This is a genomic window from Buttiauxella cochleicola (assembly GCF_021282435.1).
GTDB classification, from domain to species: Bacteria; Pseudomonadota; Gammaproteobacteria; order Enterobacterales; family Enterobacteriaceae; genus Buttiauxella; species Buttiauxella massiliensis.
Genome location: NZ_JAJSOT010000008.1, coordinates 33,407 through 54,844, shown reverse-complemented (window position 1 = coordinate 54,844; position 21,438 = coordinate 33,407). Strand labels below are relative to the sequence as shown.

At 51.2% G+C, this 21,438-nt stretch carries 17 protein-coding genes; 9 read left to right on the top strand and 8 right to left on the bottom strand.

Going from position 1 to position 21,438, the window contains the following annotated elements:
- Window positions 1-113: 113 nt before the first annotated feature.
- The 4 genes from fhuA to fhuB are packed head-to-tail and all read left to right on the top strand — an operon-like array spanning window position 114 to window position 6,071.
- Window positions 114-2,345: a ferrichrome porin FhuA gene (gene fhuA, locus LVQ77_RS17550; RefSeq protein WP_232905118.1), complete on the top strand. Its 2,232-nt coding sequence runs from the start codon at window positions 114-116 to the stop codon at window positions 2,343-2,345.
- Window positions 2,346-2,392: 47 nt separating this feature from the next.
- Window positions 2,393-3,190, top strand: coding sequence for a Fe3+-hydroxamate ABC transporter ATP-binding protein FhuC (gene fhuC / locus LVQ77_RS17545; protein ID WP_232905117.1), 798 nt, complete (start codon window positions 2,393-2,395; stop codon window positions 3,188-3,190).
- On the top strand, window positions 3,190-4,089 hold the full coding sequence (fhuD, locus tag LVQ77_RS17540; protein ID WP_232905116.1) for a Fe(3+)-hydroxamate ABC transporter substrate-binding protein FhuD: 900 nt from the start codon (window positions 3,190-3,192) through the stop codon (window positions 4,087-4,089). The genes fhuC and fhuD overlap by 1 nt, the downstream gene beginning before the upstream one ends.
- A complete protein-coding gene (gene fhuB, locus LVQ77_RS17535; protein WP_232905115.1) occupies window positions 4,086-6,071 on the top strand; it encodes a Fe(3+)-hydroxamate ABC transporter permease FhuB in 1,986 nt (661 codons plus the stop codon). Before fhuD ends, fhuB begins: the two co-directional genes overlap by 4 nt.
- Window positions 6,072-6,106: 35 nt before the next feature.
- Here fhuB and hemL read toward each other — a convergent pair whose 3' ends face one another.
- Complete coding sequence (gene hemL / locus LVQ77_RS17530) at window positions 6,107-7,387, bottom strand: glutamate-1-semialdehyde 2,1-aminomutase (RefSeq protein ID WP_232905114.1); 1,281 nt, start codon at window positions 7,385-7,387, stop codon at window positions 6,107-6,109.
- 138 nt (window positions 7,388-7,525) lie between these two features.
- On the opposite strand from hemL, the gene clcA reads away from it, so the two are divergent.
- Together clcA and erpA are read left to right on the top strand one after the other, a co-directional pair.
- Window positions 7,526-8,947, top strand: coding sequence for a H(+)/Cl(-) exchange transporter ClcA (gene clcA / locus LVQ77_RS17525; RefSeq protein ID WP_232866178.1), 1,422 nt, complete (start codon window positions 7,526-7,528; stop codon window positions 8,945-8,947).
- Between the two features lie 82 nt (window positions 8,948-9,029).
- Window positions 9,030-9,377, top strand: coding sequence for an iron-sulfur cluster insertion protein ErpA (gene erpA, locus LVQ77_RS17520; RefSeq protein WP_034460870.1), 348 nt, complete (start codon window positions 9,030-9,032; stop codon window positions 9,375-9,377).
- Between the two features lie 186 nt (window positions 9,378-9,563).
- On the opposite strand, the gene LVQ77_RS17515 is transcribed toward erpA, so the two are convergent.
- The 3 genes from LVQ77_RS17515 to mtnN are packed head-to-tail and all read right to left on the bottom strand — an operon-like array spanning window position 9,564 to window position 11,701.
- Window positions 9,564-10,184, bottom strand: a complete 621-nt coding sequence (locus LVQ77_RS17515) for a TRIC cation channel family protein (RefSeq protein ID WP_151994993.1) — start codon at window positions 10,182-10,184, stop codon at window positions 9,564-9,566.
- A 25-nt stretch (window positions 10,185-10,209) separates the two neighbouring features.
- Window positions 10,210-11,010: a vitamin B12 ABC transporter substrate-binding protein BtuF gene (btuF, locus tag LVQ77_RS17510; protein WP_232866179.1), complete on the bottom strand. Its 801-nt coding sequence runs from the start codon at window positions 11,008-11,010 to the stop codon at window positions 10,210-10,212.
- Window positions 11,003-11,701, bottom strand: coding sequence for a 5'-methylthioadenosine/S-adenosylhomocysteine nucleosidase (gene mtnN, locus LVQ77_RS17505; RefSeq protein WP_134186996.1), 699 nt, complete (start codon window positions 11,699-11,701; stop codon window positions 11,003-11,005). The genes btuF and mtnN overlap by 8 nt, the downstream gene beginning before the upstream one ends.
- 92 nt (window positions 11,702-11,793) lie before the next feature.
- On the opposite strand from mtnN, the gene dgt reads away from it, so the two are divergent.
- From dgt to LVQ77_RS17490, 3 genes are all read left to right on the top strand, one after another.
- On the top strand, window positions 11,794-13,308 hold the full coding sequence (dgt, locus tag LVQ77_RS17500) for a dGTPase (protein WP_232866180.1): 1,515 nt from the start codon (window positions 11,794-11,796) through the stop codon (window positions 13,306-13,308).
- Between the two features lie 143 nt (window positions 13,309-13,451).
- A complete protein-coding gene (degP, locus tag LVQ77_RS17495; RefSeq protein WP_134186992.1) occupies window positions 13,452-14,900 on the top strand; it encodes a serine endoprotease DegP in 1,449 nt (482 codons plus the stop codon).
- Window positions 14,901-15,067: 167 nt separating this feature from the next.
- Complete coding sequence (locus tag LVQ77_RS17490; RefSeq protein ID WP_034460863.1) at window positions 15,068-16,225, top strand: CdaR family transcriptional regulator; 1,158 nt, start codon at window positions 15,068-15,070, stop codon at window positions 16,223-16,225.
- A 31-nt stretch (window positions 16,226-16,256) separates the two neighbouring features.
- Here the strand turns inward: LVQ77_RS17490 and LVQ77_RS17485 are convergent, their stop codons facing one another.
- From LVQ77_RS17485 to map, 4 genes are all read right to left on the bottom strand, one after another.
- Entirely contained in the window at window positions 16,257-16,646 is a 390-nt protein-coding gene (locus tag LVQ77_RS17485; RefSeq protein WP_034460862.1) for a DUF3461 family protein, read from the bottom strand.
- Window positions 16,647-16,755: 109 nt separating this feature from the next.
- The gene (gene dapD / locus LVQ77_RS17480; RefSeq protein ID WP_034461055.1) at window positions 16,756-17,580 is read right to left on the bottom strand and encodes a 2,3,4,5-tetrahydropyridine-2,6-dicarboxylate N-succinyltransferase; all 825 of its coding nucleotides are present in this window, start codon (window positions 17,578-17,580) and stop codon (window positions 16,756-16,758) included.
- Window positions 17,581-17,625: 45 nt separating this feature from the next.
- Complete coding sequence (gene glnD / locus LVQ77_RS17475; protein ID WP_232905113.1) at window positions 17,626-20,298, bottom strand: bifunctional uridylyltransferase/uridylyl-removing protein GlnD; 2,673 nt, start codon at window positions 20,296-20,298, stop codon at window positions 17,626-17,628.
- Window positions 20,299-20,360: 62 nt separating this feature from the next.
- Entirely contained in the window at window positions 20,361-21,155 is a 795-nt protein-coding gene (gene map / locus LVQ77_RS17470; protein WP_151994998.1) for a type I methionyl aminopeptidase, read from the bottom strand.
- Window positions 21,156-21,438 lie beyond the last annotated feature (283 nt).

Sequence of the window (21,438 nt, the reverse complement as noted above, 5' to 3'; positions counted from 1 at the left end):
TACCAGGGGCGTTTCCTGCTTGCTATGCACTTTCCGTTTCGTCTATTATTCTGCGGCTAATAATAATTATCGTTTACGTTATCATTCGTCACTACTTCATCAGAGAAAAACCAATGGCGCGTTTAAGAACTGGACAACCAGTCAACACCTCAATCCGTAAACTTGCATTCTTTGTTGCGGCCGCCGTCAGTGGCGTGAGTGCATCAAGCTTTGCAGCAGACAACACAACTACTAAAGAAGACACCATCACTGTTTCTGCCAGCGCTGCTGACGAAAGCGCGTGGGGTCCGTCTCCGACGATTGCGGCTAAACGTAGCGCCACCGCAACTAAAACCGATACGCCGATTGAGAAGACTCCGCAGTCTATTTCAGTTGTGACTAACGAAGAGATGCAGACGCATCAATTCCAGTCGGTGAAAGAAGCGTTAGGTTACACACCAGGTGTTACGGTAAGTAGCCGTGGAGCTTCAAACACCTACGATTTCGTGATCATCCGTGGCTTTTCTTCTGTTGGCCTGAACCAGAATAACTATCTGGATGGCCTGAAAATGCAGGGTGATTTTTACAACGATGCAGTCATCGACCCATACATGTTAGAGCGCGTTGAACTGATGCGTGGCCCAACCTCTGTGTTGTACGGAAAAAGCAGCCCTGGCGGCATCGTTTCTATGGTGAGTAAGCGCCCAACCACAGAACCGCTTAAAGAAGTACAGTTCAAAATGGGCACAGACAGCCTGTTCCAGACTGGTTTTGATTTCAGTGATGCGCTGGATGACGATGGTGTTTACTCCTATCGATTGACCGGTGTTGCTCGCTCAGGTAATGAACAACAGCAGAATTCTGAAGCGCAGCGTTATGCTATCGCACCATCTTTCTCATGGCGTCCGGATGACAAGACGAATTTCACCTTCTTGTCGTATTTCCAGAATGAGCCTGAAACCGGTTACTACGGCTGGCTGCCAAAAGAAGGTACGGTTGAACCTTTGCCGGGTGGCGGCTATCTGCCAACCGACTTTAATGAAGGTGCGACCAATAACAGCTATTCCCGTAATCAAAAAATGGTCGGTTACAGCTTCGAACACGGCTTTAACGACACCTTCACAGTGCGTCAAAACCTACGTTTCTCTGAGATTAAAGTTGCACAGCAGAGTGCCTATGGTACTGGTTTGTGCAATAACGGCATGAACGCCTACAACGTTTATTGCCAGGCACTGACTCCAGAACAACGTGCCCACTATTTAGGTCGTGGCACAGTTGTTGACAATGAACGCCTGCAAAACTTTAGCGTTGATACCCAACTGCAAAGCAACTTTGCTACCGGTACTGTTGAACACACCCTATTAACCGGTGTGGATTACTCGCGTATGCGTAACGACATCAGCGCCTTGTTTGGTAATGCACCGCCACTGGATTTGAATAACCTGCCGCCTATGGGATCGGTTGATTTCGGCGATGCAGTGCCTTACCAGATGAACGAAAGTAAACAAACGGGTATCTACGTTCAGGATCAGGCTGAGTGGGATAAGTGGGTGCTGACATTGGGCGGTCGTTACGACTGGTCTAAGCAAGCCACAACTGTGCGCAGTGATAATGGTTACATCGACCGTGACGATAAGCAGTTTACCTGGCGTGGTGGTGTGAACTATCTGTTTGATAACGGTATTTCACCATACTTCAGTTACAGCCAGTCTTTCGAGCCTAATGCCTTTAGCCTATACAGCACACCACGTGTTGCTTATGAACCCTCCAAAGGTGAGCAATACGAAGCTGGCGTGAAGTATGTGCCGAAAGATATGCCAGTCGTGATCACTGGTGCGGTTTATCAGTTGACCAAGTCCGATACGTTGATGGCTGACCCAACCAATGCCCTCAATCAAGTTCCAGCTGGTGAAGTGCGTGCTCGTGGTGTTGAATTGGAAGCCAAAGCGGCTATCAATGCCAATATCAACATGACTGCCTCTTATACCTACACTGACGCGGAATACACCAAAGATACCAACTTGAAAGGTAATACCCCTGCGCAAGTGCCAGAACATATGGCATCACTGTGGGGCGATTACACCTTCAACGATGGTGTGTTGAGTGGTTTGACGCTGGGTACTGGTGGCCGCTTTATCGGATCCAGCTATGGTGACCCTGCGAACACCTTCAAAGTGGGAAGTGCTGCGGTATTGGATGCAGTGGTCAAATATGACCTGGGCCGTTTCGGTATGAACGGTTCAAGCATTGCGGTGAACGTGAATAACTTGCTTGATCGTGAATACGTTGCCAGCTGCTTCGAAACCTACGGTTGCTTCTGGGGCGCTGAGCGTCAGGTTGTTGCGACTGCAACATTCCGCTTCTAAGTGCATTCGGGCACGGTTCGCCGTGCCCATCAACAAAGATGGCTGCCATGCAGGACAAACTCGTTCATCCCGATACCACGTTTAGCCTCACTGACGTTACCTTCCGCGTACCCGGTCGCACGCTTCTCCATCCTCTGTCGATTACCTTTCCTGTCGGAAAAGTCACCGGCCTGATTGGACACAACGGCTCGGGCAAATCGACACTGCTGAAAATGCTTGGCCGCCATCAGAAGTCCTCTGATGGGGAAATCAGTCTTAACAATCAACCATTGGATAGCTGGAGCAGTAAGGAATTTGCGCGCAAGGTCGCGTATTTGCCGCAGCAACTCCCGGCGGCTGAAGGGATGACGGTGCGCGAGCTGGTGGCGATTGGTCGTTATCCGTGGCACGGTGCGCTTGGCCGTTTTGGTGTTGCAGACAGGGAGCTGGTTGACGAGGCAATCTCTTTAGTCGGCCTGAAACCATTTGCTCATCGTCTGGTAGACAGCCTTTCCGGCGGTGAACGCCAGCGTGCGTGGATTGCCATGCTGGTGGCGCAAGATAGCCGTTGCCTGCTATTGGATGAACCGACTTCTGCGCTGGATATTGCCCATCAGGTTGACGTGCTGGCGCTGATTCATCGCCTTAGCCAGGAACGTGGTCTGACGGTGATTGCGGTTCTGCACGATATTAATATGGCGGCGCGTTATTGCGATCATCTGGTGGCGCTGCGCGGTGGCGAAATGATTGCCCAGGGTAGCCCGGCTGAATTGATGCAAAGCGAAACGCTGGAACAGATTTACGGCATCCCGATGGGCATTTTGCCACATCCGGCGGGTGCTGCTCCGGTGAGCTTTGTCTACTGATGAGTGAGCTGATTAACCCATTACTGAGCCGTCGGCAGTTACTTGCAGCACTGGCGCTCTCACCGTTATTGCTCAAAATGGGCAATGTACATGCGGCCTCAATAGATCCTCAGCGCATTGTTGCTCTGGAATGGTTACCGGTGGAACTGATGCTGGCGTTGGGGATAACGCCTTACGCGATGGCGGATACCACCAATTACAAAGCCTGGGTCGGCGAGCCGAAACTGCCCGATGGCATAATTGAAGTGGGTTTACGCACCGAACCAAATCTTGAACTTCTGACACAGTTAAAACCGTCTCTGATTCTCTATTCTGCCGGCTACGGCCCATCACCGGAAAAGTTAGCGCGTATCGCACCGGGACTGGGTTTTAGTTTCAACGATGGTTCCGGGAAACCGCTGACCGTTGCTCGCCAGTCATTGACAGAACTGGGCGAAAAATTAGGTATGCAGCAGGAAGCACGCGATCACCTGCTGAAATTTGATCATTTTATCGAGCAGATGAAACCCCGCTTTGCTTCCCGCGGGGATAAGCCTGTCTTGCTGATGACATTGTTAGATTCACGCCACGCGCTGGTTATTGGCAAAAACAGTCTGTTCCAACAGGTGATGGAGTTGCTAGGCGTGAAAAACGCGTGGGCAGGTGAAACCAACTTCTGGGGCAGCGCAGTCGTTGGCCTTGAGCGCTTAGCCGAAGTCAAAGACGCCGATGTTATCTGCTTTGATCATAATAACGATGCTGAAATGGCCCGTGTAACCGCAACACCATTGTGGAACTCGATGCCTTTTGTTCGTCAAAACCGCTTCCAACGCGTCCCGCCAGTATGGCTTTACGGCGCGACACTTTCCGCCATGAACTTCACCACTACGCTTGCTAAAGCCATAGGGAGCCAGACGTGAAACATCGTTATGCTTTGCTCCCCGCGCTGCTTTTATCTCTGCTGTTTGTTATTGCCTGTGCGCTGACGCTACACAACCTGAATGCACAGTTGCCTTCTGCGCAGTGGAGTGTGGCCTGGTGGCAGCCCAGTATTGATGACATCAATCAGATGTTATTCCACTACAGTTTACTGCCGCGCCTTGCCATCTCTTTGTTAGTTGGGGCAGGGCTTGGATTAGTGGGCGTGTTATTCCAGCAAGTGTTACGAAACCCGCTTGCAGAGCCGACTACGCTTGGTGTGGCAAGTGGCGCGCAACTTGGTATCACGGTTGCCACACTGTGGGCATTGCCCGGCGGGTTTGCCACACAACAGTTTGCCGCTCTTGTAGGGGCAGGCGTTGTGGGGCTACTGGTGTTTGGCGTCGCCTGGGGCAAGCGGTTATCTCCGGTCACGCTGATCCTCGCAGGGTTAGTGCTGAGCCTTTATTGCGGTGCGGTAAACCAGCTGCTGGCTATTTTCCATCACGACCAGTTGCAGAACATGTTCCTGTGGAGCACTGGCTCGTTAAACCAACAAGACTGGGACATCGTCAACGGCCTCTGGCCTCGCCTGGTGGGCGGTTTGCTGTTAACACTGCTGCTGTTGCGCCCACTAACATTGATGGGCCTCGACGATGGTGTGGCGCGTAACCTTGGGCTGGCACTTTCCATGGTGCGTCTCGCAACGCTGGTACTGGCGATTGCCATCAGTGCGCTGTTGGTTAATGCGGTTGGGATTATTGGTTTTATTGGCCTGTTCGCGCCTCTGTTGGCGAAAATGCTCGGTGCCCGTCGCCTGGTTGCGCGTTTGTTCCTTGCGCCAATCATCGGTGCATTGATTTTATGGTTGTCAGATCAATCAGTTATCTGGCTTACCAGCGTGTGGCGTGAGATCTCTACCGGTACGGTGACCGCTCTTATTGGAGCACCGTTATTGCTGTGGCTGCTACCACGCTTGCGTACTGTTGGCACGCCAGCGATGAACCAGGGCGATAACGTTCCGAGCGAGCGCCAGCATCTGGCATGGTGGGTGTTAATCGGTAGCGGTGTGTTAGCGTTGGTTCTTGTCACTGCGCTAACGCTTGGACGCGATGCGTATGGCTGGAACTGGGTAAGCGGTTCGTTATTCCATGAGTTATTACAGTGGCGTTGGCCACGTGTATTAGCGGCACTGACTGCGGGCATGATGCTGGCGGTTGCTGGCAGCGTTATCCAACGACTGACCGGTAATGCGATGGCAAGCCCCGAAGTGTTAGGTATCAGCTCTGGTGCGGCATTCGGCGTGGTGGTGATGTTGTTTATCGTACCTGGAAATGCATTCGGTTGGTTGTTCCCGGCAGGTAGCCTGGGTGCAGCTGTAACGCTGTTGGTGATTATGATCACAGCCAGTCGTGGCGGTTTTTCCCCGCAACGCATGTTACTCGCCGGGATGGCACTGAGTACCGCGTTTACCATGTTGTTGATGTTGCTGATGGCGAGTGGCGATCCACGTATGGCGGGGATTCTGACGTGGATTTCTGGCTCAACGTATAACGTTACCGGCGATCAAGCCGTCAGAACGCTTATTCTAATGGTGATTCTTTTTGCCCTGACGCCGCTGTGTCGCCGTTGGTTGATGATACTTCCGCTAGGCGGAGCGACCGCAAGGGCAATCGGCATGGCGCTGACGCCATCACGCTTTGCGCTGCTTTTGCTCGCTGCAACCTTAACCGCGGCGGCAACGATGACCGTTGGTCCACTCAGTTTTGTCGGTTTAATGGCACCACATATCGCGCGTATGCTCGGTTTCCGGCGTGCGATGCCGCAGCTGATAATATCGGCGTTATTAGGTGGGATGCTGATGGTTGCGGCGGACTGGTGCGGAAGAATGATCCTGTTCCCGGATCAGGTGCCTGCTGGCTTACTGGCGACCTTTATCGGCGCGCCTTATTTCATCTATTTGCTGCGTAAGCAGACGCGGTGATTAACACGCCCTCTTCACTGAAGAGGGCGTAAATATTACAGCTTCGCAAACACCCGACGCGCAGAGTCGATAGTCTTCTGAATATCTTCTTTCGAATGCGCGACTGACATAAAGCCTGCTTCAAACGCAGATGGCGCCAGGTAAACACCTTCTTCCAGCATCAGGTGGAAGAACTTCTTAAAGCGCTCAACGTCACACGCCATCACGTCCTGGTAGCACGTCACAGATTCCGCATCCGTGAAGAACAAACCAAACATGCCGCCCACATTGTTCACGACCAGTGGAATGTTTTCTTCTTTCGCTGCATGCAACAAACCGTTTGCCAGCATTTCGGTCAGTTCTGTCAATGTCTGGTGAATGCCAGGTTGCGCGACTTCAGTCAGGCAAGCGTAGCCTGCAGCCATCGCAATTGGGTTACCGGAAAGCGTACCCGCCTGATAAACCGGCCCCGTTGGTGCCAGCGCATCCATGATTTCACGACGACCGCCGAATGCACCTACCGGCATACCACCACCGATGATTTTGCCCAGGCATGTTAAGTCTGGCTCTACATCGTAGTAAGACTGCGCGCCCGCCAGTGCGACACGGAAACCGGTCATCACTTCATCGATAATAAACAACGCACCAAACTCGTCGCACAGCGCACGCAGGCCTGGCAGGAAGTCATCGTTTGGTGGAATGCAGTTCATGTTGCCTGCAACGGGTTCAACGATAATGCAGGCAATATCTTGCGGATATTGCTCAAACGCTGCGCGAACGGATGCGAGATCATTATAGGTGCAGGTCAGCGTGTGTTTGGCGAAATCAGCAGGAACGCCCGGAGAGTTTGGCTGGCCGAGAGTCAGTGCACCAGAACCAGCTTTCACCAGCAGGCAGTCAGCGTGACCGTGGTAGCAGCCTTCGAACTTGATGATTTTATCGCGGCCGGTGAAGCCACGCGCCAGGCGAATTGCGCTCATGGTCGCTTCGGTGCCGGAATTCACCATGCGCACCATATCCATGGTTGGAACCAGTTCAGTCACCAGCTCCGCCATTTTTACTTCCATCTCGGTTGGCGCGCCAAAGCTTAAACCACGTTCAACCGCTTCAATCACGGCATTGCGAATTGCCGGGTGATTATGGCCGAGAACCATCGGGCCCCATGAACCGACGTAGTCGATATAGGCTTTGCCGTCAGCGTCATACAGGTAAGCCCCGTCAGCGCGTTCAATAAACAGCGGCACACCGCCGACGCCAGTAAAAGCACGAACCGGCGAGTTCACGCCGCCAGGGATGACTTTGCGTGCGGCAGCGTACAGGTTTTCAGACTTACTCATGAGGTGGCTCCAGGATTCGTATTATTGTGGCAACGCACTATTCTAAGGGAAACGCCCGGAGTTATGAAAGTTTTGCCCAATCGCGTCGAGAGAGTAGAATGCCCCCTCGATTTGTATTACCAATAAATGATTAGCCTAATGAATCACTCCCACCCCTCTTTTGAAGCGCAACAGGTAGTGCGCTTACGTAGGGGCGACATGGTGCGTCGCCTAATTCGACAGGATAAAACTCCAGTCGCTATTCTTTTCATGGCCGCGATAGTAGGGACGTTAGCCGGTTTGGTGGGTGTCGCTTTTGAAAAAGCGGTCACCTGGGTTCAACAAAATCGCCTCGCAATGCTGGCTCATGTGGCTGATCACAGCCTTATTGTCTGGCCGCTGGCATTCATTAGCTCAATGCTTTTGGCAATGGTTGGCTACTATCTGGTACGCCGTTATGCGCCGGAAGCAGGGGGCTCTGGTATCCCTGAAATTGAGGGGGCACTGGAAGAGTTGCGTCCGGTGCGCTGGTGGCGTGTCATTCCGGTGAAGTTTATCGGTGGCATGGGGACACTCGGAGCTGGCATGGTGCTCGGGCGCGAAGGGCCAACGGTGCAATTAGGTGGGAATATCGGCCGCATGGTGCTGGATATTTTCCGCTTGCGTGGTGCTGAAGCTCGCCATTCACTGTTAGCGACCGGTGCGGCAGCGGGTTTATCCGCTGCATTTAACGCCCCATTGGCGGGGATTCTGTTCATCATCGAAGAGATGCGCCCGCAGTTTCGCTACAACCTGATTTCGATAAAAGCCGTGTTTATCGGCGTGATTATGTCGAGCGTGGTGTTCCGTATTTTTAACGGTGAAAATGCGGTTATCGAAGTCGGCAAACTAGCTAACGCGCCGGTTAACACGCTGTGGCTGTATCTGGTGTTGGGGATGGTATTTGGCATCGTCGGCGTGTTCTTTAACGCGATGGTGTTCCGCACCCAGGATATGTTCCAGCGTATTCACGGCGGTAATCTGAAAAAATGGGTGATTATCGGTGGCTTGCTGGGCGGTATTTGCGGGATCCTTGGTCTTATCCAACCCGCAGCGGCTGGTGGCGGTTTTAATCTGATCCCCATTGCCGCCGCAGGCAATTACACCCTTGGCATGCTGCTGTTTATCTTTATTGCTCGTGTGATTACCACGTTGCTGTGTTTTGCATCCGGCGCGCCTGGTGGGATTTTTGCACCAATGCTCGCTTTGGGTACATTACTTGGCACTGCATTTGGTATGGCGAGTGCGGCCTGGTTCCCGGCCTATCATCTTGAAGTTGGGACATTTGCCATCGCCGGAATGGGGGCGTTGTTTGCCGCATCAGTGCGTGCGCCATTGACCGGAATAGTGTTGGTTCTGGAAATGACTGACAATTATCAGCTCATTCTGCCAATGATTATTACCTGCCTTGGCGCGACACTATTGGCACAATTCCTGGGTGGGAAACCGCTATACTCCTCGATTCTCGCGCGTACGCTTGCTAAACAGGAAGCGGAAAAGCAGAACAAAGAACAGCAAACCCCTGCCGGGGAGAATACTTGAACGATTTACTCGGGTATTAGATAATGACCCCCAAAGGCTGGGTTAAACTTTACCCGACTTCTTATTTCGTTGGGAGCAAATGATGAGTGATGACGTAGCAGTGCTGCCGTTGCAGTTTACCGAAGCAGCAGCCAATAAAGTAAAAAACCTGATCGCGGATGAAGAGAACCCGAATCTGAAACTGCGCGTATACATCACCGGTGGTGGTTGCAGCGGTTTCCAGTATGGTTTTACCTTTGACGATCAGATTAACGACGGCGATATGACTATCGAGAAGCAAGGCGTTGCGCTGGTAGTTGACCCAATGAGCCTGCAATATCTGGTAGGCGGTGCGGTGGATTACACTGAAGGTCTGGAAGGTTCGCGCTTTGTGGTGACCAACCCGAATGCGAAAAGCACCTGTGGGTGTGGTTCCTCCTTCAGCGTTTAAACCTTCATACTTCAAGCTGCAGATGCGTCGACTGCACCCGTTCGCCCCAGTCACATAGTTATCTATGCTCCTGGGGACTTACGACTTTGTCGACTTTCTGCAACTCGAATTATTCGGTTTAAATGGTTAGTTATAAAAATTCTTGTAGGCCGGATAAGCGAAAGCGTCATCCGGCTTTTTTATTCTCTATTGTCGGTCATCCAACGCAAACGTCGGCAATTTGAGATGCCAACGAATGGCGGCCAGACGGATTGCGAGGGTGACGACCATACCAATCATACTCGCCTGTTCCAGTGGAACGTGGAAGGTGTAATACGCAGTGGCATGCACAATGCCGCCTGCAATACACGCCGTGGCGTAGATTTCGGTACGCAGGATCATCGGGATTTCACGCGCTAAAACGTCACGAATAATCCCACCGCCAACACCGGTCAACACGCCCATGCAGATAGCAATCAGTGGGCTGGTGCCAGCCAGAAACGCTTTATTCACCCCAATACCCACAAACACCGCAAGCCCCACGGCATCGAGCACTGGCAAAATCCATTTTGGTAGCCGACGCGGTTGTCGAATCAACACAATAGTCAGCATACAAGTGACCATTGCGACCACTAAATCGGTTGGGTCTTTAACCCAAAATACCGGGCCATTATCCAGTGCCATATCGCGAATAGTTCCGCCGCCAACTGCTGTCACTACGCCAAGAACCAGAACACCAAACGGGTCCATACGTAGCTTACCTGCCAGCAGTACGCCGGATATTGCAAAGACGGCTGTGCCAATGATGTCCAGCCAATAGACGAGCATGTGGGTGTTATCCTCATAAAAAAGGTTATTTTTCTGCCAGCTCCTCACAGAGCTGTTTTGCGGCGAGGATAATACGTGGGCCTGAGCGACTAAACCAGTCATCATTCACTGCAATAACCGGAATTTTTAGCTGGGTATTCCAGAATTGTTCAACCGGAGGGATTTGCGTTTCATCGCCGGTGATAATAATAGCCTGCGGGCGGCGGCTTAGCACCTGTTCACGACTCACTTGCGGCCATGGAACCCGGCTATCAGCAAAGATATTTTGCCCTGCGCATACTTCCAGAATTTCGTTCTGAATCGAACCACTGCCTGACGTAAATAGCGGCTGCTGGCCAAACTGCAGAAACACTTTTTTCTTCGGGTGCTGAGAATAGTGTGCTTTCAAATCGGCAAACTCTTTTGCCAGTTTATCTGCGGCGTTGTGGGCCGTTTGCGGAGTAGGGCTGTATTGGCTCAATTGACGCAATGCGGCAACCACACCTTCGACCGTTGCCGGATCAAGCCAGACAACTTTAATACCCAATGCTTTTAGTTGGTTGACCTGGCGCTCAGCATTTCCACCGCGCCAGGCAAGAACCACATCAGGTTTTAGCGCCACGATGCGCTCAAGGTTCATTCCCTGCCAGTTTGAGACTTGCTCAAGCTTTTTGGCGGCCTCCGGATAGTCTGACCAGGCGCTGACCGCTACTGGCGTGATACCAGCCGCAAATGCCAGTTCAGTATTGCTCGGCGATAATGAGATAACCCGCGGCGCGGCATTAAGCCACGCCGGGAGACAACACAGAAGCGCGGTGATGCCGCGCCAAAAGTTCTTATTAACCACGAGCCAGTTTCTGCACCAGGTTTTCAACCATCAGCGTGGACTGCTTCGCCGCAACAGCTAAGAACTCTTCGAAGCTCAGATGGGATTGCTGATCGGCAACATCAGAGATCGCGCGCACCACGACAAACGGGGTACCGAAGTTATGGCAAACGTGAGCAACTGCTGTTGCTTCCATTTCCACGGCAACTGCCTGTGGGAAGTTATGGCGGATTTTTGCCAGTGCCACAGAACCGTTAATAAACGCATCACCACTAACAACCAAACCGCGCACAGCGTTCAGGTTCAGCTCGGCAATGCACTCTTCGGCCGCGGCAATCAGTTTGGCGTCAGCAGCAAAACCTGCCGGGCAACCTGGCAGTTGGCCATATTCATAGCCAAAAGCGGTAACGTCTGCGTCGTGGTAACGCACTTCATCAGAAACCACGATATCGCCAACTTTAAGTGTGGATGCGAGACCACCCGCAGAACCGGTGTTGATCACTACATCTGGTTTGCAATGCTCAAGCAGGAGAGTTGCACCCATTGCAGCTGCAACTTTGCCAATACCTGATTTCAGTAAAGCGACTTCAACGCCATTCAGGGAGCCGGTGTAAATTTCACACCCTGCAAGCTTCAGAGTCTGACGGCTTTCAATTTTGTCACGCAGCAGCGTAACTTCTTCTTCCATTGCACCAATGATGCCTACTTTCATAGTGATTCTCGCTAAAGTGTTAAATTACCTTCATAGTCTATCATGGCTGGCATCAAGGAATTAATCCGCTGTTAAAAGGCGCAGGAGAGGGCATGAGTGAGATAGATTTCCGCAAGAAAATTAACTGGCATCGTCGTTTCCGCTCCCCTGAAGGGCAGAAGAACGAACACGAAATCCTGCGAATCTTTGAAAGCGATCGCGGGCGGATCGTTAACTCTCCGGCAATTCGTCGTTTGCAGCAGAAAACTCAAGTTTTCCCTCTGGAGCGTAACGCCTCTGTTCGCACACGTTTGACTCACTCGATGGAAGTTCAGCAAGTCGGGCGCTACATCGCCAAAGAAGTGCTGAGCCGCCTGAAGGAGCAGCAGGATCTCGAGCGCTTTGGGCTGCATGAACTCACCGGCCCGTTTGAAAGCATTGTTGAAATGGCCTGCCTGATGCACGACATCGGCAACCCGCCGTTTGGTCATTTCGGCGAGTCAGCTATTAATGACTGGTTCCGCCAGCGTTTGTTCCCAACAGATGCCGGAAGCCAGCCGCGCAGCGACGATCGTTGCCGGGTTGAAGCTTTACGCTTGCGTGAAGGTGAAGATCAACTGAATGGCTTGCGCCACAAGGTGCGCCAGGATCTTTGTCAGTTCGAAGGCAATGCGCAGGGTATTCGCCTGGTGCATAGTCTACTGCGCATGAATCTGACCTGGGCGCAGGTTGGTTGCATTCTCAAATATACGCGCCCGGCCTGGTTTGTTGGCGAGCCGCCGAAAAGCCATGCCTATCTGATGAAAAAACCAGGTTTCTATCTTTCTGAAGAGTCGTACATTGCCCGTTTGCGTACCGAGCTTGAACTGGGAGAATACAGCCGTTTTCCGCTGACATGGATAATGGAAGCTGCGGACGATATTTCATACTGTGTGGCGGATCTGGAAGATGCGGTTGAGAAGCGCATTTTTAGCGTTGAACAACTTTATCAGCACTTATGTGATGCCTGGGGCGAGCATAGCAAAGGCGATCTTTTTGAGCGTGTAGTGGATGAGGCCTGGGAGAAATCCCGTTCAAATCAGATGCGCCGCAGTACCGAAGATCAGTTCTTTATGTATTTGCGCGTCAACACGCTAAACCAGTTGGTGCCTTATGCCGCGCAACGTTTTATCGATAATATCAGCGATATATTTAGCGGCGAGTTCAATCACGCACTACTAGAAGATGACAGCCCCTTTGCACGCCTGTTGGAGCTATATAAGCAGGTTGCATTTAAACATGTATTTAGTCACCCAGAAGTTGAGCAACTTGAGTTACAAGGTTATCGCGTTATCAGTGGCTTACTTGAAATTTACAGTCCATTACTCAATATATCAGTTGAGGATTTTGCTGAACTGGTGGAGAAAGAAAGTTTACGTCGTCTACCGATTGAAACTCGATTGTTCCACAAATTATCGACAAAACATAGGCTTGCGTATGTTGAAGCAGTCAGTAATTTGACGCCGTCAGCCAGTGATTTCCCGGTATGGGAATATTATTACCGCTGTCGTCTAATTCAGGATTATATCAGTGGAATGACGGACTTATTCGCCTGGGATGAGTATCGGCGCCTGATGGCGGTGGAATAAGTTTCTCATTGAGTTTTGTAAAGACGGACAATAAATTTTTACTTTTTCCAGTGACTTATCGGCGGAACTTAGCGCCTCAATTGTCACTCTATATTGGCCTACACAGCAATTTTGCGTGACTTATTAACTTGAGACTGAAATCGATGAAAAAAACAACTTTAGCAATGAGCGCGCTGGCTCTTAGCCTGGGTTTGGCGCTGAGTCCTGTATCTGCAATTGCGGCAGAGACCGCTTCTTCTGTACCTGCAACCGCTGGGCAACCTATGCCAAGCCTTGCGCCGATGCTGGAAAAAGTGATGCCTTCCGTAGTGAGTATTAACGTTGAGGGGAGCACCACTGTTAATACGCCGCGTATGGGGCGTAACTTCCAGCAGTTCTTTGGCGATAATTCACCATTCTGTCAGGAAGGCTCTCCATTCCAGAGCTCTCCATTCTGCCAGGGTGGACCAGCTGACCAAGGCCCTCAGGGCGGCGGTCAGCAGCAGAAATTTGCAGCACTGGGTTCTGGTGTAATTATTGACGCCGCTAAAGGCTACGTGGTGACAAATAACCACGTTGTTGATAATGCAACAAAAATTCAGGTTTCCCTGAGTGATGGACGTAAGTTCGAAGCAAAAGTGGTCGGTAAAGATCCACGTTCTGATATCGCACTGTTGCAACTTCAGGACCCGAAAAACCTGACCGCGATTAAAATGGCTGACTCCGACGCACTGCGCGTTGGCGATTACACCGTGGCTATCGGTAACCCGTATGGTCTGGGCGAAACCGTGACTTCCGGTATTGTTTCAGCCTTGGGTCGTAGTGGCTTGAACATTGAAAATTATGAGAACTTTATCCAGACCGATGCGGCAATCAACCGTGGTAACTCCGGTGGTGCACTGGTTAACCTTAATGGTGAGCTGATCGGGATTAACACTGCGATTCTGGCACCAGACGGTGGCAACATCGGTATCGGTTTTGCTATCCCAAGCAACATGGTGAAAAACCTGACCGCGCAGATGGTGCAATACGGCCAGGTTAAGCGTGGCGAACTGGGTATCCTTGGGACTGAGTTGAACTCCGAGTTAGCAAAAGCGATGAAAGTTGATGCGCAACGTGGTGCATTCGTCAGCCAGGTTATGCCGAACTCTTCTGCTGCGAAAGCGGGCGTTAAAGCCGGTGACGTTGTGGTTTCCATGAACGGTAAAGCAATTAGTAGTTTCGCTGCCTTGCGCGCTGAAGTGGGTTCTATGCCAGTCGGCAGCAAATTGACCCTTGGCTTGTTGCGTGATGGCAAACCAGTTTCAGTAAACCTGGAACTGCAACAAAGCAGCCAGACTCAGGTTGATTCAGCCACCATCTTCACTGGTATCGAAGGTGCGGAAATGAGCAACCGCAGCGGTAAAGATGAGAAGGGTGTCATCGTCAATAACGTAAAAGGCAATAGCCCGGCTGCACGTATTGGCCTGAAAAAAGGCGACATCATCATTGGTGTTAACCAGCAGGTTGTAAATAACATCGCTGAACTGCGCAAAATTCTGGACACCAAACCGTCTGTAATGGCGCTTAATATTCAGCGTGGCGACAGCACCATCTATCTGTTGATGCAGTAATTAATTGCCACTAAGTTCTCCTGAAACCATCAGGGCCGCAAATTGCGGCCCTTTTTTGTGAGCCTTACCACAACTCCATACTCTTCATCGGTGCTTTGTGCATTCGCACAATGCTGAGGCGATCCATCTCGCCTATGCTAGGCCATTAGCACGACTCAGGAGGACACATGGCAGGCTGGCACCTTGATACCAAAATGGCGCAGGACATTGTGGCGCGTACCATGACCATTATTGATACCAACATAAACGTGATGGATGCGCGTGGGCGAATCATTGGTAGCGGTGATAAAGAACGTATTGGTGAATTGCACGAAGGTGCATTGCTGGTGCTCTCTCAGGGGCGTGTGGTTGATATTGATGATGCCGTGGCCCGGCATCTGCACGGCGTGCGTCAGGGGATTAACCTGCCACTGCGCATCGAAGGTGAAATTGTCGGTGTTATCGGTCTGACAGGGGAGCCGGGCTCGCTGCGTAAGTACGGTGAGCTAGTGTGTATGACGGCGGAGATGATGCTTGAACAATCTCGCCTGATGCACTTGCTGGCACAAGACACTCGTCTGCGTGAAGAGTTAGTGATGAATTTGATTCAGGCCGAAGAACAAACGCCAGCGTTGAGCGAATGGGCACAACGTTTGGGGATCGATCTGAATCAACCTCGTGTGGTCGCCGTTGTGGAAGTAGATAGTGGGCAGCTTGGCGTGGAAAGCGCTATGGAAGAGTTACAGCAGCTGCAAACTGCACTAACAACACCTGAGCGGAATAATTTGATAGCCATTGTGTCGTTAACGGAAATGGTGGTGTTGAAACCTGCGCTAAATCCCTTTGGCCGTTGGGATGCAGAAGATCATCGCAAGCGAGTAGAGCAGCTAATCAACCGTATGAAAGAAAATGGTCAGCTACGCTTTCGCGTCGCACTGGGCAACTATTTTACCGGGCCTGGCAGTATTGCCCGCTCGTATCGAACCGCTCGCACTACCATGATGGTCGGCAAACAGCGTATGCCGGAAAGCAGGGGCTATTTTTATCAGGATTTGATGTTGCCAGTGCTGCTGGATAGTTTGCGGGGCGGCTGGCAGGCGAATGAACTGGCGCGACCTTTAGCTCGCCTGAAATCAATGGATAACAACGGGCTACTGCGCCGAACGTTAAGCGCGTGGTTCCGTCATAACGTACAGCCGCTGGCAACATCTAAGGCATTGTTTATTCATCGTAATACGCTCGAGTACCGACTTAACCGTATTTCGGAATTAACAGGATTAGATTTAGGGAATTTTGACGATAGATTGCTGCTGTATGTGGCGTTGCAACTGGATGAGCAAAGATAATAAAAGGGCCGGAGATTCCGGCCCTTTTGCATTATTTACCGCGGGTTAACTTTTCAAGATCGGATTCAATTTCACTGATCTTGTGAGCAACTACGGATTCCAGATGGCGAAGATCGTCGAGAATTTTGCGTTTCAGATCCACTTCAGTGCGATCTCGCTGGCAAAGTTGATCTAATTCATCAATTACATAGCGCAGATTCGGGCTGATTTCCTGCACTTCTTTGTAACCCTGGCCGACGCCATCGGCAACGACAGTTTTGCGCTGGCGTGGGTATTTAAACTTCACGCTTTTAGCGAAAAACTCGCCTTTATCCTTCTGGAAATAGATTTTCAGGATATCGTTGTTGGCTTCCTGCCGGAGGCTATAACGATCGATCTCATCAGGATTGGTAATACCCAGACTTTTCAAGTTATCGTACATAGTGTTACCTTTTTCGATATCAGCAATATCAAGATAATTAACGGAAAAATCCTTTTCCGCTAGCCCTAAATGCTAAAAAGGCGGGGAAGCCCGCCTTTTGCACATTTTATTAGTCGATAGTGCGAAGCAGCTCGTTGATTCCAACTTTGCCGCGGGTTTTCGCGTCGACTTTTTTCACGATAACTGCACAGTACAGGCTGTATTTACCATCTTTTGATGGCAAGTTGCCGGAAACAACCACGGAACCTGCTGGTACGCGGCCATAATGCACTTCGCCAGTTTCACGGTCATAAATACGCGTGCTTTGGCCAATGTAAACGCCCATGGAAATCACAGAACCTTCTTCAACGATAACGCCTTCCACAACTTCTGAACGCGCGCCAATGAAGCAGTTATCTTCAATGATAGTTGGGTTAGCCTGTAATGGCTCCAGAACGCCACCGATGCCTACGCCACCAGACAGGTGAACATTTTTACCAATCTGCGCACAAGAACCGACTGTTGCCCAGGTATCAACCATTGAGCCTTCATCAACGTATGCGCCGATGTTGACGTAAGAAGGCATCAGAACGGTATTACGCGCGATGTATGCGCCCTGGCGAACTGCCGCTGGTGGTACAACGCGGAAACCTTCTTTCTGGAAGCGTGCTTCGTCATAGTTGGCGAATTTCATCGGCACTTTATCGAAGTAGCGGCTTTCGGCACCATCAATAACCTGGTTGTCATTGATACGGAAAGAAAGCAAAACGGCTTTCTTCAGCCATTGGTGGGTAACCCACTGGCCATCAATTTTTTCGGCAACGCGCAGCGCACCGCTGTCGAGCAGGGAGATGACCTGGTTTACCGCTTCACGAGTGACGGTATCAGCATTTGCCGGAGTGATTTCGGCGCGGCGCTCGAAAGCGGTTTCAATTACGTTTTGTAGCTGCTGCATTGGCATTGTGAACATTTTCCTGATTGTGACGAAATTAACAGACTGTTATTTATCGTTTGGATTAAGGGCCGCTGTCAACCGTTGCTGTACTTCCTCTTGCAACTCATTATTAAGAGCACGCCGGTCGGCGGTGGCTATTATAAATAAATCTTCTACTCGCTCGCCAATTGTCGTAATTCTCGCCCCGTAAAGCGAAATTCCGAGATCGGCAAACACTTCTCCCACTCGTGCCAACAAGCCAGGCTGATCCAGAGCAATCAGCTCCAGGAACGTTCTTCGGTCGGTATGCGTTGGCAAGAAATTCACCTCAGTATCGACGGTAAAGTGACGCAGTTTGGCAGACTGGCGGCGCGGTTGAGGTGTTTGCCAGCTTGCCTGCGTAATGGCTTGTTCAATGCTGTGACGGATAAGGTCATGCCTGTCGGCTGAAAGCGGACTGCCGTCCGGCTCCAGCACAATAAAGGTGTCCATTGCCATGCCGTCGCGCGTAGTAAATATTTGGGCGTCATGAACGCTGAGGTTGCGCCTGTCCAGCTCGGCACAAACAGCGGCGAACAGGTGAGGGCGGTCAGGGCTCCAGATAAAAATCTCTGTGCCACCGCGCGTTGCCTGCGGGCTCAGCAAAATCATCGGTTTGCTGAGGTCGTGCTTGAGCAAGTGGCGCGCATGCCATGCAATTTGGTTTGGCGTGTGGCGAACAAAATAGTTCGCCCGGCAGCGACGCCAGATATTATGCAGTGCCTCTTCGTTGATGTTATCCATACGCAGTAATGCCAGCGCCTGAAGCTGGTGGTGGCGCACACGCTCACGCATATCCGGGCTGTTTTGCATTCCACGGCGCAGCTGTTTTTCGGTAGCGAAATAGAGCTCACGCAACAGGCTCTGTTTCCAGCTATTCCATAAGGTTTCGTTGGTCGCACAGATATCAGCGACGGTCAGGCAGACCAGGTAACGCAGGCGGTTTTCAGTCTGCACTTCTTCGGCAAACTGCTTAATCACTTCCGGGTCCTGGATATCACGGCGCTGCGCGGTGACCGACATCAGCAAATGTTGGCGCACCAGCCACGCGACAAGCTGCGTCTCGCGAGAGTTCAGCCCATGCAGCTCAGCAAATTTTAAAACGTCCTGTGCGCCGAGAACCGAGTGATCCCCGCCACGGCCTTTGGCGATATCATGGAACAGGGCTGCTATCAGGATCAGCTCCGGATGCGACAGGCGCGGCCAGAGATCGACACATAATGGATGCTTTGGACGAGTTTCTTCTTTCGCGAAGCTTTCCAGTTTTTGCAGCACGCGAATGGTGTGTTCATCGACCGTATAAGCATGGAACAGGTCAAATTGCATTTGCCCGACGATATGTGACCACTGCGGCATATACGCCCACAACACACTGTGACGATGCATTGGCAATAAGGCGCGGCTCACGGCGCCGGGGTGGCGCAATATGGTGAGGAAGAGATCGCGCGCTTCCGGAATGTAGCAAAGCGGCTGTACTAAATGGCGACGCGCATGGCGCAAATGGCGCAGGGTGGTTGAGTAAATTCCGGTGATGTCACGGTTACGCACCATCATGTAAAACATGCGCAAAATGGCCTGCGGTTCACGCATAAAAAGCGTTTCGTCACGCAGATCAATCAGAGTGCCACGTAACTGGAAGTCATCGTCCAGTGGGCGCGGTTTTTCGCTGGCATCTAGCGCAAGAATCGCTTCATCAAACAGCTGCAACAGCATTTGGTTAAGCTCACCGACGCGACGGGTCACACGATAGAAATCTTTCATCATGTGTTCGACCGGCTGATTGCCTTCACCGTTGTAATCCAGACGCTGAGCGACGCTGAGCTGCCTGTCGAATAACAAACGGTTGTCATAGCGATTTACTTCGAGATGCAAAGCGAAGCGAATACGCCACAGCAAGTGTTGGCACTCATCCAGTTCATTTCTTTCTGCTTCGGTTAAAAAACCAAAGCCGACCATTTCACTCATGGACGTGGCGCCAAAGTGGCGGCGCGCGACCCATTGCAGCGTATGGATGTCACGCAAACCGCCGGGGCTGCTTTTGATATCTGGTTCGAGGTTATAACTTGTGCCGTGGTAACGCTGATGACGAACATTTTGCTCATCAATTTTTGCAGCAAAGAATTTGGCGGATGGCCAGAAACCGTCGCTGAAAATGTGTTTTTGCAGTTCAAGGAAGAGTGCGACATCGCCAATTAGTAAGCGCGACTCAATCAGGTTGGTGGCAACTGTTAAATCAGACAGACCTTCGAGCAGGCACTCTTCAAGCGTGCGTACGCTGTGGCCAACTTCTAATTTTACGTCCCACAGCAGCGTGAGAAGCTCACCGATTTTCTGGGATTGTGGCTCGCTCAGACGTTTACGGCTGAGTATCAGCAAATCAATGTCAGATAACGGATGAAGTTCACCGCGCCCGTAACCACCCACCGCGACGAGCGCGGTTTCAGCGATATCACCAAAACCATAGTTTAACCACAACCGTTGCAGTAACTGGTCGATAAACTCGGTGCGGGCATCGATAAGTTTTTCGGCGGAAATACCGTCGTCAAATGCTGTCCCCAACCACTGCTGGAAGGTGTCGAGGCGGGCTTTAATTTCGGCGCAATTAAGCTCTGAATCTGTCCAGTTGACGGGGTATTCAGGTTGCCCGGAAATCTCAGGAAGCACTGTGGTTGCGTACTGCTCGGGTAAGCTCGGTGTCATGTCGCCATCCATAAAAAAAGCCGGCATAAGCCGGCTTCGATTGCTGACTTTCGCCAGGCATATCACTCGTTATGCGAAATCACCGCGGGGATGGTGTCATCCTTGCGTAAAGTGAGAATTTCGCAGCCGTTATCTGTCACCACAATAGTATGCTCGTATTGTGCAGACAAGCTGCGATCTTTGGTTTTCACCGTCCAACCGTCTTTCATGGTGCGAATACGGTAATCGCCGGAGTTCACCATCGGTTCGATAGTGAAAGTCATACCCGGTTGCAGCACAACGCCACCATCATCAGCATCGTAATGCAGCACTTGCGGTTCTTCGTGGAATACGCGGCCAATACCGTGTCCACAGTATTCGCGAACCACAGAAAAACCTTCAGCTTCAACGAACTTCTGAATTGCAGCACCCAGAGTGCGTAGGCGAATGCCTGGTTTTACCATGCGCAGTGACAAATACAGGCTTTCTTGAGTAATACGGCACAGGCGCTCGCCCAGAATAGTCGGTTTGCCGACGATGAACATTTTCGAGGTGTCACCGTGGTATTCATCTTTGATGACAGTTACGTCGATGTTGACGATATCTCCATCTTTCAGGATTTTAGCGTCATCAGGAATACCATGGCAGACCACTTCATTAATGGAAATGCACACGGATTTCGGGAAGCCGTGGTAGTTCAGGCAGGCAGAAATAGCATGCTGCTGGTTAATGATGTAATCGCTACAGATACGGTCCAGTTCACCAGTGCTGATGCCTGGTCGTACGTGGGGTTCAATCATTTCCAGCACTTCAGCGGCAAGACGGCCCGCGACGCGCATTTTTTCGATTTCTTCAGGTGTTTTAATTGAGATAGCCATTAATTCGATCCGCAGGTGTCGTCGTTATCGACAATAATTGAGCAGTAGTGGGGCAATGGTATCAGGGCCTACGATCGGTGCCAAATCGAGAATCAGTGTGCGCACTATCAACTAACAACTATTGGAGTCCGGGTCTGTTTTATGGTATAAAGCGCGCCGGACTTGTATTCCGATTTTTCGGATACAGCCAACACTCTCACTTTGTGTAAATAACACACACGTATCGACACATATTCCGGGGTGCCCTTAGGGGTCGGTAATATGGGATACGTGGAGGCTTAAC